The sequence below is a fragment of the Synechococcus sp. N19 genome, from assembly GCF_900474045.1.
Classification (GTDB): domain Bacteria; phylum Cyanobacteriota; class Cyanobacteriia; order PCC-6307; family Cyanobiaceae; genus Parasynechococcus.
The window spans coordinates 141,726-158,270 of sequence record NZ_UCNR01000018.1; the positions used below are offsets into that span (position 1 = coordinate 141,726).

Sequence of the window (16,545 nt, forward strand, 5' to 3'; positions counted from 1 at the left end):
GATGACCGCTGCTGCCATCGCTTTGCTGGGCACCAGCGCCGATCCACCCACCCGCGGCCATCAGGTGCTGCTGGAGGGGCTGTTGAACCGCTTCGGCCAGGTGGCGACATGGGCCAGCGACAATCCCCTGAAACAGCACGATGCCCCCCTGGAGTTGCGAGCGGTGCTGCTCGGCCAGCTGGTGCAGCAACTGCAGGATGAACGTCTCGAGCTGGCCCAGCATCTGAGCAGCCCTTACACCTTGATCACCTTGCAACGAGCCGCCCAGCATTGGCCTGATCGCAACCTTGTGTTTGTGGTAGGCAGCGATCTCGCTGGCCAGATTCCCCGCTGGAAACAGAGCGATTGCTGGCTGCCGCAGTGCCGCCTGGCCATCGCCCCCCGCAAGGGTTGGCCCCTCGAGGAGGCGACGCTGCAGGCCTTGCGCGACCTGGGCGGACAGGTGGAGCTGCTGGATCTGGAGGTTCCCGCCACCGCCAGTTCGCAACTGCGCCAGCAACCGAATCCAGCGCAGATCCCTGAAGCGGTATGGCCGCTGTTGCTCCAGCACAATCTGTACGGCCTTTCGGGGAGCCTCTGCTGATGCGCATCGCCCTAGCGCAACTCAACCCCGTGGTCGGCGACTTCGAGGGCAACGCGAAGCGGATTCTGGAGGCCGTGCGCAGGGCAGAAGAGCAGGCTGTTGATCTGGTGCTCACCCCTGAACTCTCCCTCTGGGGGTATCCCCCTCGGGACCAGTTGCTCGAGCCCAGCCGCATCCAGCTACAGAACACGGTGCTGCAGTGGCTGGTGAACCAACTGAACAGCAGCGTCACCCTATTGGTGGGAGCTGCGCTGCCCGCATCAGATGCCCGCAGTCCACGGCTGCACAACAGTGTGGTGCTGGTGAATCGCCTGGGCTGGCGGCCGATTGCCCAGAAACAACTGCTGCCCAGTTACGACGTCTTTGATGAGCGGCGCTACTTCCGCCCCGGTGATGGCCCCTGCCTGCTCAGCCTGCCCAACGGGAAGCGACTGGGCCTCACCATCTGCGAAGACCTCTGGGTGGATGACGGCCTGCAGCGCGAGCGCCTGGACGGACCGGATCCCATCGATCAACTGATCCCCGAACAGCCGGATCTGGTGATCAATCTGGCGGCTTCCCCCTTCGATGCCGCCAAGCCAGCCTTGCGCCAACAGCTGGCGGCGGCGGCGGCGCAACGCCTCAATTGCCCACTGATCTACCTCAATCAAGTGGGGGGCAACGACGAGCTGGTGTTCGACGGGGCCAGTTTTGTGGTGGAAGCCGATGGCGCCGTGCAGCTGGAGCTCCCCGTCTGTGAGGAGCACCTGGCGGTCTGGGACAGCGGTCATCCCACCCCTGTGCAGTCCCACGGCCAGATTCAACCCATGGATCCCCTGGAGCGGCTGTTCCGCGCCCTGGTGCTTGGGGTGCGTGACTACGCCCGGAAATGCGGGTTCAACAAGGCATTGCTGGGGTTGAGCGGCGGCATCGACTCAGCGCTGGTGGCCGTGATCGCCAGCGCAGCCCTTGGGAACGAGGCGGTCTCAGCGCTGTTGATGCCCTCCCCCTGGAGCTCGGCTGGATCCATCGACGACGCCTTGGCCTTGGCCGAACGGTTGGGACTGCAGACCAACACAGTGCCGATCGCCGGCCTGATGGAGGGCTACGACCAGGCCCTCACCGCACCGCTGGGGGAAACGCCCCAGGGCGTGACGGCGGAAAATCTGCAATCACGCATTCGCGGCACCCTGCTGATGGCCGTGGCCAACCAGCAGGGCCAACTGCTGCTCACCACCGGCAACAAATCCGAGCTGGCCGTGGGGTACTGCACCCTCTATGGCGACATGAACGGCGGGCTTGCGGTGATTGGCGATCTCTACAAAACCAGCGTGTTTGCCCTGTGCGACTGGCTCGACAGCGACGCAGCCCGGGGCTGCCGCAAGGCGCTGGGACTCCCGACCCACGGGGAGCTGGTGGGGGAGGCGATTCGACGCAAACCACCGAGCGCCGAGCTAAGGCCCAACCAGAAAGACAGCGACTCCCTGCCCGACTACGACGCTCTGGACGCCCTGCTCAAAGCCCTAATCCAGGAGCGCCAGTCTGGACCAACCCTGGTGGCGGCCGGCCATGATCCCGCCCTGGTGGAGCGGGTGGAACGGCTGCTGAAACGGGCCGAGTTCAAGCGACGCCAGGCGGCACCGTTGCTCAAGGTGAGCCCCCAGGCCTTCGGCAGCGGCTGGCGGTTGCCCATTGCAGCGACCTAAAGCCATCCCACCCTGGTGATGTGGCGGGTTGTGCGCAGCGGAGCCAGATTGAAGGGATCTCCTTAAAGCCGCCATGGCAGCATCCGTTCTCTCGGCCCCGATGGCCAGCATCGGTGTGCCGAAGGAGATCAAGCTCGATGAGCAGCGCGTGGCGCTGACTCCCGATGCGGTGCGGGAACTGGTGAGCCAAGGCTTGGAGGTGCGCATCGAAACCGGAGCCGGGGCTGGAGCGGGAATCGGTGACGACGCCTTCGCCGCCGCCGGTGCCCAAATGGTGAGCCGCGACGAGGCCTGGGGCGCCCATTTGGTGGTGAAGGTGAAGGAACCGCAGGCGGAGGAATTTGTCTATCTGCGGAAGGACATGGTGCTGTTCACCTACCTGCACCTGGCCGCCTATCCCAGCGTTGGCGAGGCTCTGCTGGAGGCAGGCACCGCTGCCATCGCCTACGAAACCGTGCAGCTGGAGAACGGCAGCCTGCCGTTGCTGGCACCGATGAGCGAAATCGCGGGGCGCTTGGCAGCCCAGGTTGGAGCTCACCTGCTGGAGAAACCCCACGGCGGCCGCGGCGTGCTGATGGGGGGCTGCACCGGCGTGCAACCGGCCCGGGTGGTGGTGCTTGGCGCCGGCACCGTGGGATGGAATGCCGCACGAACGGCCGCCGCCATGGATGCCGAGGTGTTGCTGCTCGACCGCTCACCCCAGCGGTTGCGCAGCCTGGAGGCCGACCGGCGCGGTCGCTTGATGAGTGTGGTGAGCAGCCGCGGGCTTCTGGAACGGTTGGTGCCAACGGCGGATCTGGTGATCGGAGCCGTGCTTACCCCCGGTGGGCGCGCCCCCACCCTGGTGGACGAGCAGATGGTGAAGCAGATGCGGCCCGGTTCGGTGATCGTGGATGTGGCCATCGACCAAGGCGGCTGCATCGCCACCAGCCAGGAGACAACCCACCGCGATCCCACCGTGACCATCCACGGCGTGCAGCACTACGCCGTGGGCAACATGCCTGGTGCGGTGCCGTTCACCTCCACCGAAGCCCTGGTGAGCGTGACCCTCCCGTACATCCTGGGCATCGCCGGGCGGGGCCTGGAGGAAGCGGTGACGGAACGACCGGAACTCATCTCCGGCCTGAACACGGTGCAGGGATCGGTCTGCCACCCCGGCGTGGCCAAAGCACTTGGGGTGCCGCCGCGGCATCCGATGGCCTGCCTGCGTTAGCCCTCCAAGTGGAGTGCACCCACATAGAGCCAAGGACCATCCTCCGCGCCGTCGCGCCGCTGAAACAGGGAGGTTTCCTTCAGCACCCCACCGCGGTAACGGGCTTCAAAATGCACCGTTCCCTCCAGATCCCGCAGGCCGCCGGCGCTGACAGCCAGCACCGTCAAGCCGAGCCAACGGGTCTGCCGGCAACTCCGCTCCAGGGAACGACGCCGCTGCTGTGCTGGAACATTCGGCTCGGGATGGGTGGCCAACAGATAGTCGATCTCGCCACGCGCAAAAGCTGAATATCTTGAGCGCATCAGCTGTTCAGCCGTTTCGGCACGCCGATCGCCGCGATGCAGGGGCCCGCAGCAGCTGCGATAAACAGCACCCCCACAGGGGCAAGGGCTCTGATCGAAGGCTCCACCAAAACCGCCAGGCATCAATCCAACCGTTGCAGCGCTGGTAGTGGCCGGCCCAGGGACGCCGGACTCAATCCCTCCCGCAGCGCCAGCACCAACCCTGCTGCCTCGCTGTAACTACTGGCCTGAAGAACGCCCTGGCTCAAGCCAAGGGCATCGGCCGTGACCGACAACACCGCAGGGTTCTCCACTGTGATCAGCGGAACATTCCGTTCCAGACAAGCCAGCACCGCTTCACCCCCCAGGGCGCCTGCGGGCACCACAACCGCCCCCAATTGCGTCGCATCAAGATCGCCAGGCTGCCGGGGGGCGCTCACCAGATCCGGTGCCCGGCTCAGCCCCACCAGCACGCAGGCCAGGAAGGTGTAGCCGAGCTCCTCACCCGCCGCCCTTGGATCCAGCTGCGAATCCAGGGGCAAGGGGTCCAAGGCCGGAGCGTGGGCACAGGGGATCTGCAGGTGCTGGACCAGCAGGTGGCTGATCACCGCTTCAGCTCCGGCCAGAGCATCCACGCCACTGCCCTGGCGATACGCCGCCAACGCGTCACTCTCCGGATCCTCCGGGAAGCGGGCCACCACCGCAATCGCCGTCGCCCCGGCCTGCTTCAAGCGTTCACCGGCTCGCAACAAGGCATCAGGACGCCCCAATCGCCCCCAGCTGGCGCCACTGGCACCACACTCAAGTGTCACCTCAAGCGGCGCATCCGTTGAAACCACCGGGCCGATCTCCAAACCCAGGCTGGCTCGGCAGCCCTCAGCCACCTGAATCTGGCGCTGGGCCAGCTCGGGCTCGATGCCGGCATCCAGCAGCAAGCCGATCCGTTGCCTTCGCACCGGCCGCAGGGCCCAGTCACCCACGGCAAACCGATCGAGGCCATAACCCTCTACATAGAGCACGCGGGAGTCGCTCCAATACAGCGAAGCCCCGTTCATCACATTGGGATGGGTGATCAGGCAGCCGCTCGCTGCAGCAAGCAAGCGGGCTGACGGCAGGGCGTCACCGGCGTAGCCACCGATGTCACAACCGATGCCCGTGGGCACCAGCATCAGCGTTGGCATCGGTGCCGAGCTCACGCGCTGATCACTGCCTCCACCTGGATCATTCGGCCACCATCGGCACTGGAGTGCACTGCGGTAAGAGCCCAACGCAGCAGATCACCATCCTGAGCCAACTGCTGACGGATCCAGCTGCGCAGCTCAACCAATGGCACATCAGCAGGCCAAGGAAACTGCCGTTGCAGGCTGATGAGCCTCACTTCTGGTATTGACCGAACTGGGCTTCGTAGAGCGCATCCTCTTGCCCCGCCTTGAGGGTGAGATCAGCCCGCGGGAAAGCAACACAGAGCAGGCTGTAGCCCTGCTGCTGAAGCTCACCCTTCACGCCCATGGCATCGGGCTGCTCAACACTGCCCTCGCTGATCACCGCAGCACAAGTGGTGCATACCCCGGAGCAGCAGGAGCTGGGGAGGGTGATGCCAGCGGCCTCAGCAGCATTCAGCACCGTCTGGTCAGCGCGGCAGGGGAAGCTGTGGGTTTCGCCTTCGAACTCGGCGCGGACGGTGTAGGTGGCCACGTCGGACATGCCGGGCTCAACAAGGAAGACGCCGCATTCTCTCAGGCAATGGGCTCGTCCAGCGAGTCCCAATGGCGGGGGTGGGGCGCCAGATATTCCGGCAAACCACCCTGCACGGGTGCTGTCAGCGCGAAATCAAAACTGATGGAACAGCGCAGCTCGTCTGGGGCGTCGTTGGGCAGAACGCTGTGGTGCAGGCTCGACGGAAACAGCACAAGTAAACCGGGGCGTGGGGCCAGATCCCAGTGGGCCTGATTGAACGGGTGGCCTTCAGCAATCGGGCCGCCGTAACCCACCGCCAAGCCCGCCACCAACTCATTGGGTTGATGGGACGCATGCAGCCGCAACATGCCTTCTTCTCCCGAGCCGTTACCCGTGAGGTACAGAACAGCACTGAGATGGGCATTGGGGTGATGGTGGCGGCCAACCGCTTGATCCCAATCGCTGATCACCGGCCAGCAACGCTGCAGATGCAGGGCCACTTGGCTTCGCGCAAACCCAAGCGAATCGAGATAACTCCAGGCCTGCTCAACCACCAACTGAGCCAAGGCCTGAAAGGGCTGCTGTTGATGCAGCTGCCACACCCCATGCAGGTCCCCCGTCCAGGCGCAGCCTTCATTGGGGTTGCCCTCGGCCGCGCCGCGAAGCTCCAGCAGAGCCTGCATGCAGGACGCCTGCTGCAGAGGGTCGAGAGGAAATTGCGTCGTTGCCACGACGGTGGGGAAGAGCTGATGAAGCTGAAGCACGCCCACACCCTCAAACCGCTCCGATTCACCGTTAACACGGCACAAAAAAACCGGCCCCGAAGGACCGGCATTCGAATGATCGATCGACCGAAAAGACCAGCCGAAATGGTTAGCCAACAGCGGCCGCACCGCCTGCAACTTCCAGGATCTCCTGGGTAATCGCAGCCTGACGGGCCTTGTTGTAGTCAAGGGTGAGGCTCTTGGCCAATTCCTTGGCGTTGTCGCTGGCGTTGTTCATGGCCGTCATCCGGCTGGCCAGCTCGGAGGCTGCCGATTCCTGCAGGGAACGCAGCATCTGGTTCTGCAGATACAGCGGAAGCAGTGCATTCAGCAACTGTTCAGGGGTCTGCTCAAACACGATGTCGGAAGGAATCTTCGGCTCGGTGTTGGCAGGACCTGCACCAGGCTCCACGGTCAGAAGGCCGTCCTTGGTGGTGAGACGGAAGATCTCATCCTCGGGATCAGCGATGTCCTGAGGATCCAAGGGCAGAAGTGTCTGAACCACGGGCTTGCAACTCACCAGGTTGATGAACTTGGTGAAGATCAGCTCGACGCGATCGGTGCTTTCAGCCAGGAACTCAGCCAGCAGATCCGTGGAGATCGTGTTGGCCTCATCGGCGGTGGGCACCTGTTCCAGACCGGAGAAGGTGGCCTGGATCGGGTAGTCCCGACGGGTGAAGTAGCCGATGGCTTTGGTGCCGATCAGCAGCAACTTCACGTCGAAACCCTTTCCCTTCAGCTCAGCAAAACGCTGTTCCGTGCGCTTGATGATGTTGGCGTTATAGCCCCCACACAGGCCGCGATCGCCGGTGACCGCCACCAGGGTGATGGTCTCCACATTGCGCTGCTGCATCAGGGGAGATGCCGCATCTTCGAAACCCATGCGGGACTGGAGGTTTTCCAGGATCCGGGCCAGCCGATCCGCGAAGGGACGGCTGCGGAGCACTTGCTCCTGGGCGCGGCGCACCTTGGCCGCAGCAACCAGGCGCATGGCCTCGGTGATCTTGCGGGTGTTTTTGACCGACTTAATTCGGTCTCGGATTTCCTTGAGATTCGCCATGTCGGCAGCTCCTTCAGGCCGCGGAGGCGACCATGGTGGACACGACTTCGGTGATGGCGTCCTTGAGGATCGCCTCAGCCTCAGGGCTCATCACTTTCTTCTCCTGGATTTCGGTGATGAACTCAGCCTTGTTGGACTTGAGGTACTCACGCAGTTCGCGGGAGAAATCAACAACCTTGTCGACGGGGACGTCGTCGATCAGGCCCTTCACACCGGCGTAAACGATGGCGACCTGCTCAGCCAGGATCAGGGGGCTGAACTGAGGCTGCTTGAGCAGTTCCCGCAGACGCTTGCCGCGCTCCAGCTGCTGCTGGGTGGAAGCATCCAGGTCAGAAGCGAACTGGGAGAAGGCAGCCAGCTCGTCGAACTGGGCCAGCTCCAGCTTGAGGGTGCCGGCAATCTTCTTGATGGCCTTGGTCTGGGCAGCACCGCCCACCCGGCTCACGGAGATACCCACGTTGATCGCAGGACGCAGACCGGAGTTGAACAGGTCAGAGCTGAGGAAGATCTGACCATCCGTGATCGAAATCACGTTGGTGGGGATGTAGGCCGAAACGTCACCGGCCTGGGTCTCAATGATCGGCAGGGCGGTCATGGAACCCTTGCCCATGGCGTCAGACAACTTGGCTGCACGCTCGAGCAGACGGCTGTGGCAGTAGAAGACATCGCCGGGGTAGGCCTCACGACCGGGCGGACGACGCAGCAGGAGCGACATCTGGCGGTAGGCAGCAGCCTGCTTCGAGAGATCGTCGTAGATCACCAGGGTGGCCTTGCCCTTGTACATGAAGTACTCGGCAATGGAGGCGCCGGTGTAAGGAGCCAGGTACTGCAGCGCAGCGGGCTCGGACGCGTTGGCCGCCACGATCACGGTGTAGTCGAGGGCGCCACGCTCACGCAGCACTTCAACGACGTTGGCCACGGAAGCAGCCTTCTGACCCACGGCGACGTAGACGCAGATCATGTCCTGATCTGCCTGGTTCAGGATTGTGTCGATCGCGATGGCGGTCTTGCCGGTCTGGCGGTCACCAATGATCAGCTCGCGCTGGCCACGGCCGACGGGGATCATCGCGTCGATGGCGGTGATGCCGGTCTGCATCGGCTCATGCACCGACTTGCGCTGAATGATGCCGGGCGCCATGGATTCGATCAGGCGCGTCTCGCTGGTGGCGATTTCACCCTTACCGTCGATGGCACGGCCCAGGGAGTTCACCACCCGGCCCAGCATGGCTTCACCCACGGGCACAGCGGCGATCTTGCCGGTGGCCTTCACCGTGCTGCCTTCCTGGATGCCGTATCCCTCACCCATGAGCACCGCGCCGACGTTGTCGTCTTCGAGGTTCAGGGCGATGCCTTCGGTGCCGTCCTCGAATTCGAGGAGCTCACCGGCCATGGCTTGCTGCAGGCCGTAAACGCGGGCGATGCCGTCGCCCACGGTGAGAACGGTGCCGACATTGCTGACGGAAACCGACTTGTCGTAGTCCTCAATTTGCTGCTTGAGGATGGCGCTGATCTCGTCGGGACGGATGGAAACCATGGCGTGTGATCCCAGCTGGGAGTGGGGGGGGGAAGAAGCGGTGGAGGAAGAAGTGAGGTCAGCTCGCCTTGGCGAGTGCCAGACCGAGGCGACGAACCTGGCCAGACAGGCTGGCGTCGATCACCTGAGATCCGAGACTCACGACGAAACCGCCGATTAGGGACGGATCCACACTGAGGTCGATGTCGACCTTGTTGGTGCCGGCCATGGCCTGCACCTTCTTGGAGAGGGCCGCTTGCTGCTCTTCGCTGAGAGCCTGGGCTGAGCGGACCTGAGCCAGGGTGATGCCCTGCTGCTCGCGATAAAGCTCGAGGTAGCGAAGCATCACCGCATCAAAGGCAAGGAGTCGCTGCCGATCCGCCAAGACCTTGAGAAGGTTGAGAACGGACGGCGTGACCTGATCACCCACGATGGCCTTAAGAGCCTGCTTTTTGGCATCCGGCTCAAGAACCGGAGACACCATGGCGTCGCGGAAGTCTTCGGAATCGTTCCAGATCGCAAGCAGTTGCTTGCATTGATCGGCAACGATTTCAGACTCACCTCGGGCTTCGGTGACCTGAAGCAATGCTTCGGCGTAGGGGGTGGCCAGAGAGTTGAGGAGAGGCATCAGGCGTTCTCCAGATTTTTGATGGTGGAATCGATCAACTTGGCCTGAGCACTGGCGTCGAGACGACCCGGAAGCTGGGCAAGAACATTGTCGATTGCCGCCAGAGCAGCTTCACGACGGAGACTGTCCTTGATCCGGGCAGCATCGGCCTCTGCATCAGCATCGGCACCGGCCTTGACGGCAGCCATCGCAGAGATGGTGCGCTTCTCGCCTTCGGCACGAATGCCTGCGGCTCGGGCCTGACCATCAGCACGAATCTTCTCGGCTTTCTGCTGGGCAGCAGCCAACTCGGACTGAGCCTGGCTCAGGTTTTCGGTGGCGGTCTTCAGGCGGGACTCTGCGTCCTGCAGGTCCTGAAGGATGGCGGCGCGGCGGCGTTCCAGGATTCCTCCCAGGAAACCACGCAGGAACCAAACCAGGAGACTGATCACAATGACCAGGTTGACCAGATTGGTTTCGAGCGGATTGAAATTGAGAGACATCACGCGGCCAGCAAACGGTTGATGATCGTGGTGCTCAGCTGATCCACCTGGCCCTTGAGTTGGGTTCGGGCGGACTCACGCTCGGCCTCGATGGCACGACGGCTTTCCTCTTTGGTGCGGTTGGCTTCAGCTTCCGCCTGGGCCAGTGCTTCGCGGTAAAGCCGGTCAACTTCTTGTTCCGCCTCGATGATCACGGCCTGAGCGGCCTGGCGGGCACCTTTCAGCTGTTCAGCCAGATCAGCCTCCAGGCGTTCAACCTGGGCGAGCTTCTGCTTGGCATCAGCACGACTGGTGGAGATGTAGCCCTCGCGATCTTCCACGACCTTGCCGACCGGACGGAAGAAGAGGACATTGAGCAGGAAGGTGAGGAGAACCACCTGAACCGCCATCAGCGGAAGGGTGGCATCGAGGTCAAAAAGACCTCCCTCCGGAACACCTGCTTCAGCGAGCAGAAGCCAGGTCATGGAAAGGTGCGCTGGGAAGGAATCGAAACAAGAAGCTCAGGAGGGGGATCTGCGATCCCCCTGCACTGATCAGCCGGCGAAGGGGTTGGCGAACAGAAGCACCAGAGCCACCACCAGGCCGTAGATGGTCAGCGATTCCATGAATGCCAGGGACAGCAGCAGGGTGCCGCGGATCTTGCCTTCGGCTTCGGGCTGACGGGCGATGCCCTCAACAGCGCCGCCGGACGCGGTGCCCTGACCGATACCAGGGCCGATGGCGGCGAGGCCGACTGCCAGGCCAGCAGCCACAACGGAAGCGGCGGAGGTGATGGAATCCATGTTGGGTGGTGTAAGGGGAAGCGCTGGGAAGCGCTGTACGGAATGGACTTGGGGATCGGTTCCCCCCGCGCAGGGACATTCCCGAAGGAACGGGCCCGGGTGCAATGCCGGACCTGCGCGCGGATGTGTTTAGCAGATCGCCGTTCTCAGGCGATAGAGGAGTTCGGCTTTTAGTGGGCCTCGTGGAGGCCTTCACCGATGTAGAAGGACGCCAGGGTCGCGAAGATGAGAGCCTGAATGGCACTGGTGAAAAGACCTAGAAGCATCACAGGCAGGGGCACGATCAGCGGAACCAGGTACACCAGCACGCCCACAGCCAATTCGTCGGCAAGGATGTTTCCGAACAGACGGAAGGAGAGGGAAAGAGGCTTGGTGAATTCCTCGATGATCTTGAACGGGAGCATGATCGGGGTCGGCTCCACGTACAGCTCGAAGAAGCGCAGACCTTTACGGCTCAGGCCGGCATAGAAGTACGCCAGTGACACCAGCAGAGCCATCGCCACGGTGGTGTTGATGTCTGCGGTGGGAGCGCCGAGCTCACCCTCAGGGAGTTCGAAGATCTTCCAGGGGATCAGGGCTCCGCCCCAGTTGCTCACGAAGATGAACAGGAACAGGGTGCCGATGAACGGCAGCCAGTCGCGGTAGTACTTCTCGCCGATGTTGTCGCGGGCGATGTCGCGAATGAAATTCCAGAGGAATTCGAGCAGGTTCTGCAGACCGATCGGATCACGCTTCATCCCGCGGGTGCCGACAAGCACCACAGCCAGGAGGATGCCGATCAGGATCCAGGAGCTCAGGAACACCTGACCGTGCAGATACAGATCGCCGATCTGCCAGTACAGGTGGTGACCCACTTCCAGTTCAGCGAACGGGAGTGGTAAGGGCAACAAAGCCATGGGTGCAGAGGAAAGTGCTCAGACTCAGCGGTCGTCGAAGACGTGCTGAAGAATCAGGGCGGGCTTGTAGAGAAGGAATCCCAGGAAGGCCGGCAGCAGATCGAGCTGAGGCAGCTTGGCCGAACCAACCACAAGCAGTGTTGGAACGATGAGCTGAAAACGCCCCAGTCCACGGGACTGGTCACTGAGCCGGGCCACACTGCGAGCCAACAAGCGCACGTACAGAAGTCCGGCGCAGGAGCCCACAAGAACACTGCCAGCCACCGAAAGATTCATGGTGAGAGCCACGATCGGAACCGTGACGAGTGACACCAGAACGGTGGCCAACAGCAGGCGACGTTGAAGACGGTAAAAATCTTCCAAGCGCTGCCTGAATGGCGCGCGGAATCTATCACGCGTTCGCTGCTGTTATTCCTGCAACAGAAGCAGCTGGCGATCCACAAGATCGCGGATCTGATCCGGAGACGCAAGGGCCCCCAGCCTCTGTTGCGGCTGCTCAGCGACAGTCCGCAGCAGGGAGCGATCGGCATCCGTGAGCTGAATGGGCTCCATGTTGCGACCAAGAATCGGATCGGGTTCTCCCCAGAGGCAGGGCTGAACCAAACCCCTGGCCAGGCCGAGGGCCTCATCACTCCAGCGGGCTCGCTCCACTGGTGCCGCAGAGAGAAAGAACTCGAAGTGGCTTATGTCGGGATCCAGCTGCTCCACAAGCTCCCACTGCTGACGCGGTGGCAAGGCCTGGGCTCGCTCCAGCAGTTCTCCCTGCAGAAGGCGGGATGGATCCCAAACCTCCGGATTGGAGAAGCCGGCGAAATGCAGACCCGCCGTTTCGATGAACGCGAAAAGACGCTCGAGGTTGTAACTGGTTTCCTGCGGGTGCAGGTACATGTCCGCGAAATTTGCGTCAGGTGCGCAATCCACGGCCCAGCGTTCCCGGTGATGACGGGCAAGGCGGTTGCCCTCAGGCAGGGTCTCGAACAGCTCCCGCCCCAGATGCAGGCCCTCCGAGCCTGTGCCGGCATTCAGAAGACTCAGCGCTTTCTGGGTGCGGTGGATCTCCCAGCGACCGGCATCGGCATAAAGAAAGAGATGCAGCAGACCCGACGGAGCCAGGCGATCCGCCAGGGAGCGCAGCCCCGCTTCCGGCTGATCCAGGTGATGCAACACCCCCACCGAGTTGATGTAGTCAAACGACCCTTCGTCGGCCAGATCAAGAAGACTGCGCTGCTCCTGACGCAGGGAGGTCACTTGCTCAGGCGCCCCGGAGCGCTGGCAGCGTTCCCGCGCCACCGCCAGAGCCCCATCACTGATGTCCACCCCGAGCACGTCAGCACCCGGATTGAGATGGCAGAGGTAATCGGTGCTCACCCCGGTTCCGCAACCGGCATCGAGGATCCGCGGCGCCTCCATCCCTGCAGGGATCGAGCCGTGCACAGCGGCCAGAACGCTGCGATGACACCAACGCCAGTTGTATCCAGGTGGCGGGCCGTCCTGCAGTGGATCCCCCGGGAAGGGGAAGCGGTCATAAAACGCACTCACCACGGGAGTCGCAGCATCACTGGGCTTGGGGTGGGTCATGCAGCGCTGATTTCGCGCCTGCGAGCTTTTCACGTCAGGCCCGTGAATCCCCTGCAGCACCGCAAGGCCTGCAAACATTTGTTCATGGGGCCACGGAGGGCCATCCCAGCAGCCGTAACGTGGCGCGATCCGGCTTGCTTTCGTCGATGACAGTGACCGCCAGCAGCGGCAGCCCGCGCGTGTCTCCCCAACTGTTCGACACGCTGCCGCTCTCCAGCGTCCGTCAGGCAGAGCAGCAGGATCGATTCCCTGACAACGGGGAACTAGACAGTCTTGTGACCTTCTTCCGAACCGGTCAGGACCGGATCGAAGCGTCCCGGATCATTGCGGCCAACGCCGAGGCCATCGTGGCACGCGCCGCCAACAGAATTTTTGTGGGAGGAACGCCCCTCTCCTTCCTTGAAGCGCCTCTAACAACGGGCGAAACCGCACGTTCAACAGGTCAGGAAGGCACTCCGCTGGCTGCCGACCAAGCCGCGTTTGAGCAGTCGGTGCGCACCTTCACCGGCGACAGCAACAGCACCAAGCGGGGCAACTTCCTCACCCGCCTGCTGGAAGGAGCCGGTGGCGATGCCGACGTGCGGGTTGTGCTCCCCACCGGTTTCAACGCCATCAGCGTGGCCAAGTACGGCCCGGCCTTCATGCGCAAGTCGGTGCGCGACATGGGTTGGTTCCTGCGCTATGTGGGCTATGCCCTGGTGGCAGGTGACCCCAGCATCCTGGCGGTGAACACCCGCGGCCTGCGGGACATCCTTCTGGAGAACTGCTCTCTGGCGGCCACCAACGTGGCTCTTCAGGAGATGCGGGCTGCTTCAGCGGAACTGCTGCGGGATCGTCCTGAAGCCCGTCAGATGACCATCGACTGCTTCAACGTGCTGTTGCAGGAGCTGGCCATCCCCACCCCCAGCACGAAGCAGCGCCAGGGGAGTGCAGTGCAGCAGGGCCTGCAGCTGCCGGCGATCTATGCCCTGGCCTCAGAGGGACGCCAGCTGTTTGAAATGCGTCCCGGTCTGTCCGGAGCCGAGAAAGCTGAAATCATCCGCGCCGCCTACCGCCAGGTGTTTGAGCGCGACATCGCCAAGGGCTACTCCCAGACCCCCTGTGCGGACAAAGCCAGTGCCGTCGCCCAGGGACAGATCTCAATGCGTGAATTCGTTCGCGCCCTCGGCCGCAGCAAGGAATATCGCCAGCAGTTCCACGACGGTTTCGTCAACAGCCGCGTGGTGGAACTGGCGTACCGCCACTTCCTCGGCCGTGGCATCAGCTCCCTTGAGGAATTCCGCAAGTCGTTCGCAATTCTCAGCGACCAGGGCCTCAACAGTCTGGTGGATGTGCTGGTGAATTCCTCGGAATACGCCCAGGCCTTTGGTGAGGAGACCGTTCCCTACCTGCGGGATCTCGGCACTGAAGCTCAGGAGAGCGCCGGTTGGGGCTCCAATCGCAAGCTGTTCAAATTCAGCGCCCCCTTCGAAGGCGCGCCGCAATACGTCACCCTCTACGCCTCCTATCGCCAGCCCTTTGCTGATCAGCACGTCTACGGCGGCGGCAATGATCCGGTGGCCAACCAGTACGGCGCCATCTTCCCCAGCGGAACCGCTTCGGTGGCCACACGGCCGGCGCCATACGGCTACGACAGCCGCCGCCTGCTGGTGAGCAACGGTCTCAACAGCCCCGGACAGCTGGACAGCGCCAGCTTCCGCGGCAGCCGCCCCCGCAAGGTGGGACCACGGGTGGTTCGGCTTCAGCAGATCGCAACCGGGGGAACCGTCAATCCCCGTCGCGGCGGAAACCCCAGTGTTCGTACCACTGAAGCCAGCACCCAAGCCGTGATCAAAGCGGTGTATGTACAGGTGCTGGGCAACGGTGGCTATGCAGGAGAGCGCATGGGTTCAGCCGAAGCCCGACTCGAGAACGGTGACATCTCCCTGAAGGATTTCGTGCGCGCAGTCGCCCGCTCTGATGCCTTCCGTCGCCGCTACTGGAGTGGCCTTTACATCGTGAAGGCGATCGAAGTGATGCACCGCCGTCTGTTGGGACGTCCCACCTTCGGCCGCTGGGAAATTGATGCCCTGTTTGACACCGCTGCCCGCCACGGCTTCTACGGGGTGGTGGACGCCCTGATCGACAGCCGTGAATACAGCGAAGCTTTTGGATCCGACACGGTCCCCTTCGAGCGATTCATCACCCCAGGCGATGTGAACGCTCGTCGTGCGCCCGGCTGGGCCCGCCCGCTCAACCTCGCTGCCGTGGCTGATCTCACCCAAAGCAGCCGCCCGGAAGCGCGGACATCGGAAGGCTTCCGCAGCAGTGGCACGATCACACCGAGGAACCTGGTCGATACCAAGTCGGCGTCCCAAGCAACCTGGACGCCCACCAGTGGAGCCAGCGGTGCCGACTCCCGTTGGCTTTCTGTGGTGCGCCAGCAAAGCCTGGCCTCGAAACAAACCGGCTTCCCGATGCGTCGGGCCAGCGGATCCGAGCCCAGCAAGCTTGATGGCCCCTCATGGACGGTCAAGAGCCGCTCCGTGGCGACCGGCAAGACCCAGGCCCTCTCGACCATGGGGCAGGCACTGGCCAACGCCGATGCCTCTGGATTCCAGCTGCGGGCAGGGCTCCCGGCGATGGTGGAGCTGAAACAGCCCTGCAGCGAGTCTGAACTTCGCACGGTGCTCGATGCGACGTATCGGCAGCTGCTGAACCGTGTCCCAACGGAAAGCGAGCGCCTGGTCTCCGCCGAGTCCCGACTGCGCAATCAGGACATCGACCTGCCTGATTTCATCGCTGAAGTGGCCATGAGCGAAGCGTTCCAGAACCGCATCGCCTCAATGGCCCCGCTTCGGGCCGCCTCCGCTGCAGGCCTGGCGCTGCTGGGACGGGCCACCACCCCAGCAGAGACCAGTCGCTTCTTGATCACCCGCGCTCAAGCAGGTCAGGGTGCAGCTGTCACCGAACTGTTGGCGGAACGTATCAGCACAACGGTGCCCCGCATCGACGGCATGTCCACGGCCTCAGGGGTCAGCCAGGCCACCATCCAGCGCACGGCTTCGCTCTACCGCGGCAATGCCGGCCTGAATCCCCCCACGGGCGACGCGATCTGAGCCAAACGGCGATTTTCCTGACAAACAACCGCCCCAATTGCCAGCGGTTGTTCTCATTGGATCCCGGTGAAGTGCCGCTTCATCGGGATCATTTTGTGCGTCTTGGGAGCCTCTCGAACCGTGACGCAAATCGCAGTCATGGCAACGGCTTTCGAGCCACGGTCGATGCCGTGAAGAACTGTTACCCGGGCAAAAATCCCAGGCCGTCGCCAGCGCAGAATGCCTCAGCCGATCCCAACGGAGCGGGGCCACAACGATCAGTGTTGACCGTTGTGAACAAGTCTCACTCCCGACGCTTCGACCCC

18 protein-coding genes are annotated in these 16,545 nt (G+C 63.1%); 4 read left to right on the plus strand and 14 right to left on the minus strand.

Annotated features, from left to right (window positions below):
* Position 1: 1 nt before the first annotated feature.
* The 3 genes from DXY02_RS11685 (at position 2) to ald (ending at position 3,481) form a co-directional block, all read left to right on the plus strand.
* A complete protein-coding gene (locus DXY02_RS11685) occupies positions 2-583 on the plus strand; it encodes a nicotinate-nucleotide adenylyltransferase (protein WP_114989497.1) in 582 nt (193 codons plus the stop codon).
* Positions 583-2,268: an NAD+ synthase gene (locus DXY02_RS11690; protein WP_114989498.1), complete on the plus strand. Its 1,686-nt coding sequence runs from the start codon at positions 583-585 to the stop codon at positions 2,266-2,268. The genes DXY02_RS11685 and DXY02_RS11690 overlap by 1 nt, the downstream gene beginning before the upstream one ends.
* Positions 2,269-2,341: 73 nt before the next feature.
* Positions 2,342-3,481, plus strand: coding sequence for an alanine dehydrogenase (gene ald / locus DXY02_RS11695; RefSeq protein WP_114989499.1), 1,140 nt, complete (start codon positions 2,342-2,344; stop codon positions 3,479-3,481).
* Here ald and DXY02_RS11700 read toward each other — a convergent pair.
* The 14 genes from DXY02_RS11700 to DXY02_RS11765 all read right to left on the minus strand — a co-directional run bounded on the left by DXY02_RS11700 (position 3,478) and on the right by DXY02_RS11765 (position 13,142).
* Positions 3,478-3,906 (minus strand): YchJ family protein, encoded by a 429-nt coding sequence (locus tag DXY02_RS11700; protein WP_114989500.1) that lies wholly within the window; start codon positions 3,904-3,906, stop codon positions 3,478-3,480. The genes ald and DXY02_RS11700 overlap by 4 nt on opposite strands.
* Positions 3,906-4,958: a DUF3326 domain-containing protein gene (locus DXY02_RS11705; protein ID WP_170951579.1), complete on the minus strand. Its 1,053-nt coding sequence runs from the start codon at positions 4,956-4,958 to the stop codon at positions 3,906-3,908. The genes DXY02_RS11700 and DXY02_RS11705 overlap by 1 nt, the downstream gene beginning before the upstream one ends.
* Positions 4,955-5,095 (minus strand): hypothetical protein, encoded by a 141-nt coding sequence (locus DXY02_RS11710; RefSeq protein ID WP_244275848.1) that lies wholly within the window; start codon positions 5,093-5,095, stop codon positions 4,955-4,957. Before DXY02_RS11710 ends, DXY02_RS11705 begins: the two co-directional genes overlap by 4 nt.
* A gap of 41 nt (positions 5,096-5,136) precedes the next feature.
* On the minus strand, positions 5,137-5,466 hold the full coding sequence (locus DXY02_RS11715; RefSeq protein WP_114989502.1) for a 2Fe-2S iron-sulfur cluster-binding protein: 330 nt from the start codon (positions 5,464-5,466) through the stop codon (positions 5,137-5,139).
* 32 nt (positions 5,467-5,498) lie between these two features.
* The gene (locus tag DXY02_RS11720; RefSeq protein ID WP_114989570.1) at positions 5,499-6,209 is read right to left on the minus strand and encodes a putative 2OG-Fe(II) oxygenase; all 711 of its coding nucleotides are present in this window, start codon (positions 6,207-6,209) and stop codon (positions 5,499-5,501) included.
* 103 nt (positions 6,210-6,312) lie between these two features.
* Positions 6,313-7,263 (minus strand): F0F1 ATP synthase subunit gamma, encoded by a 951-nt coding sequence (locus tag DXY02_RS11725; protein ID WP_114989503.1) that lies wholly within the window; start codon positions 7,261-7,263, stop codon positions 6,313-6,315.
* A 13-nt stretch (positions 7,264-7,276) separates the two neighbouring features.
* Complete coding sequence (gene atpA / locus DXY02_RS11730) at positions 7,277-8,797, minus strand: F0F1 ATP synthase subunit alpha (protein ID WP_114989504.1); 1,521 nt, start codon at positions 8,795-8,797, stop codon at positions 7,277-7,279.
* Between the two features lie 58 nt (positions 8,798-8,855).
* Positions 8,856-9,404, minus strand: a complete 549-nt coding sequence (gene atpH, locus DXY02_RS11735; RefSeq protein ID WP_114989505.1) for an ATP synthase F1 subunit delta — start codon at positions 9,402-9,404, stop codon at positions 8,856-8,858.
* A complete protein-coding gene (locus DXY02_RS11740) occupies positions 9,404-9,886 on the minus strand; it encodes a F0F1 ATP synthase subunit B (RefSeq protein WP_114989506.1) in 483 nt (160 codons plus the stop codon). The genes atpH and DXY02_RS11740 overlap by 1 nt, the downstream gene beginning before the upstream one ends.
* The gene (locus tag DXY02_RS11745; RefSeq protein WP_114989507.1) at positions 9,886-10,350 is read right to left on the minus strand and encodes a F0F1 ATP synthase subunit B'; all 465 of its coding nucleotides are present in this window, start codon (positions 10,348-10,350) and stop codon (positions 9,886-9,888) included. The genes DXY02_RS11740 and DXY02_RS11745 overlap by 1 nt, the downstream gene beginning before the upstream one ends.
* A 69-nt stretch (positions 10,351-10,419) precedes the next feature.
* Positions 10,420-10,668: an ATP synthase F0 subunit C gene (gene atpE, locus DXY02_RS11750; RefSeq protein ID WP_006851467.1), complete on the minus strand. Its 249-nt coding sequence runs from the start codon at positions 10,666-10,668 to the stop codon at positions 10,420-10,422.
* Between the two features lie 170 nt (positions 10,669-10,838).
* Positions 10,839-11,564 carry a F0F1 ATP synthase subunit A gene (gene atpB, locus DXY02_RS11755; RefSeq protein ID WP_006852023.1) on the minus strand — a complete coding sequence of 242 codons (726 nt, stop codon included), beginning with the start codon at positions 11,562-11,564 and terminating at the stop codon, positions 10,839-10,841.
* Positions 11,565-11,588: 24 nt separating this feature from the next.
* Complete coding sequence (locus DXY02_RS11760; RefSeq protein WP_114989508.1) at positions 11,589-11,927, minus strand: hypothetical protein; 339 nt, start codon at positions 11,925-11,927, stop codon at positions 11,589-11,591.
* Positions 11,928-11,972: 45 nt separating this feature from the next.
* Positions 11,973-13,142 (minus strand): class I SAM-dependent methyltransferase, encoded by a 1,170-nt coding sequence (locus DXY02_RS11765; RefSeq protein WP_114989571.1) that lies wholly within the window; start codon positions 13,140-13,142, stop codon positions 11,973-11,975.
* Positions 13,143-13,288: 146 nt separating this feature from the next.
* On the opposite strand from DXY02_RS11765, the gene DXY02_RS11770 reads away from it, so the two are divergent.
* Positions 13,289-16,240: a phycobilisome rod-core linker polypeptide gene (locus DXY02_RS11770; RefSeq protein ID WP_114989509.1), complete on the plus strand. Its 2,952-nt coding sequence runs from the start codon at positions 13,289-13,291 to the stop codon at positions 16,238-16,240.
* The last annotated feature ends 305 nt before the right edge of the window (positions 16,241-16,545 follow it).

Bases quoted from the DNA above. Each gene is read 5' to 3' on its own strand.
- ald (WP_114989499.1), top strand. From the start codon at position 2,342: ATGGCAGCATCCGTTCTCTCGGCCCCGATGGCCAGCATCGGTGTGCCG.
- atpH (WP_114989505.1), bottom strand. From the start codon at position 9,404: ATGCCTCTCCTCAACTCTCTGGCCACCCCCTACGCCGAAGCATTGCTT.
- atpA (WP_114989504.1), bottom strand. From the start codon at position 8,797: ATGGTTTCCATCCGTCCCGACGAGATCAGCGCCATCCTCAAGCAGCAA.
- DXY02_RS11765 (WP_114989571.1), bottom strand. From the start codon at position 13,142: ATGACCCACCCCAAGCCCAGTGATGCTGCGACTCCCGTGGTGAGTGCG.
- atpE (WP_006851467.1), bottom strand. From the start codon at position 10,668: ATGGATTCCATCACCTCCGCCGCTTCCGTTGTGGCTGCTGGCCTGGCA.
- DXY02_RS11725 (WP_114989503.1), bottom strand. From the start codon at position 7,263: ATGGCGAATCTCAAGGAAATCCGAGACCGAATTAAGTCGGTCAAAAAC.
- DXY02_RS11740 (WP_114989506.1), bottom strand. From the start codon at position 9,886: ATGTCTCTCAATTTCAATCCGCTCGAAACCAATCTGGTCAACCTGGTC.
- atpB (WP_006852023.1), bottom strand. From the start codon at position 11,564: ATGGCTTTGTTGCCCTTACCACTCCCGTTCGCTGAACTGGAAGTGGGT.
- DXY02_RS11770 (WP_114989509.1), top strand. From the start codon at position 13,289: ATGACAGTGACCGCCAGCAGCGGCAGCCCGCGCGTGTCTCCCCAACTG.
- DXY02_RS11715 (WP_114989502.1), bottom strand. From the start codon at position 5,466: ATGTCCGACGTGGCCACCTACACCGTCCGCGCCGAGTTCGAAGGCGAA.
- DXY02_RS11685 (WP_114989497.1), top strand. From the start codon at position 2: ATGACCGCTGCTGCCATCGCTTTGCTGGGCACCAGCGCCGATCCACCC.
- DXY02_RS11690 (WP_114989498.1), top strand. From the start codon at position 583: ATGCGCATCGCCCTAGCGCAACTCAACCCCGTGGTCGGCGACTTCGAG.
- DXY02_RS11745 (WP_114989507.1), bottom strand. From the start codon at position 10,350: ATGACCTGGCTTCTGCTCGCTGAAGCAGGTGTTCCGGAGGGAGGTCTT.
- DXY02_RS11700 (WP_114989500.1), bottom strand. From the start codon at position 3,906: ATGCCTGGCGGTTTTGGTGGAGCCTTCGATCAGAGCCCTTGCCCCTGT.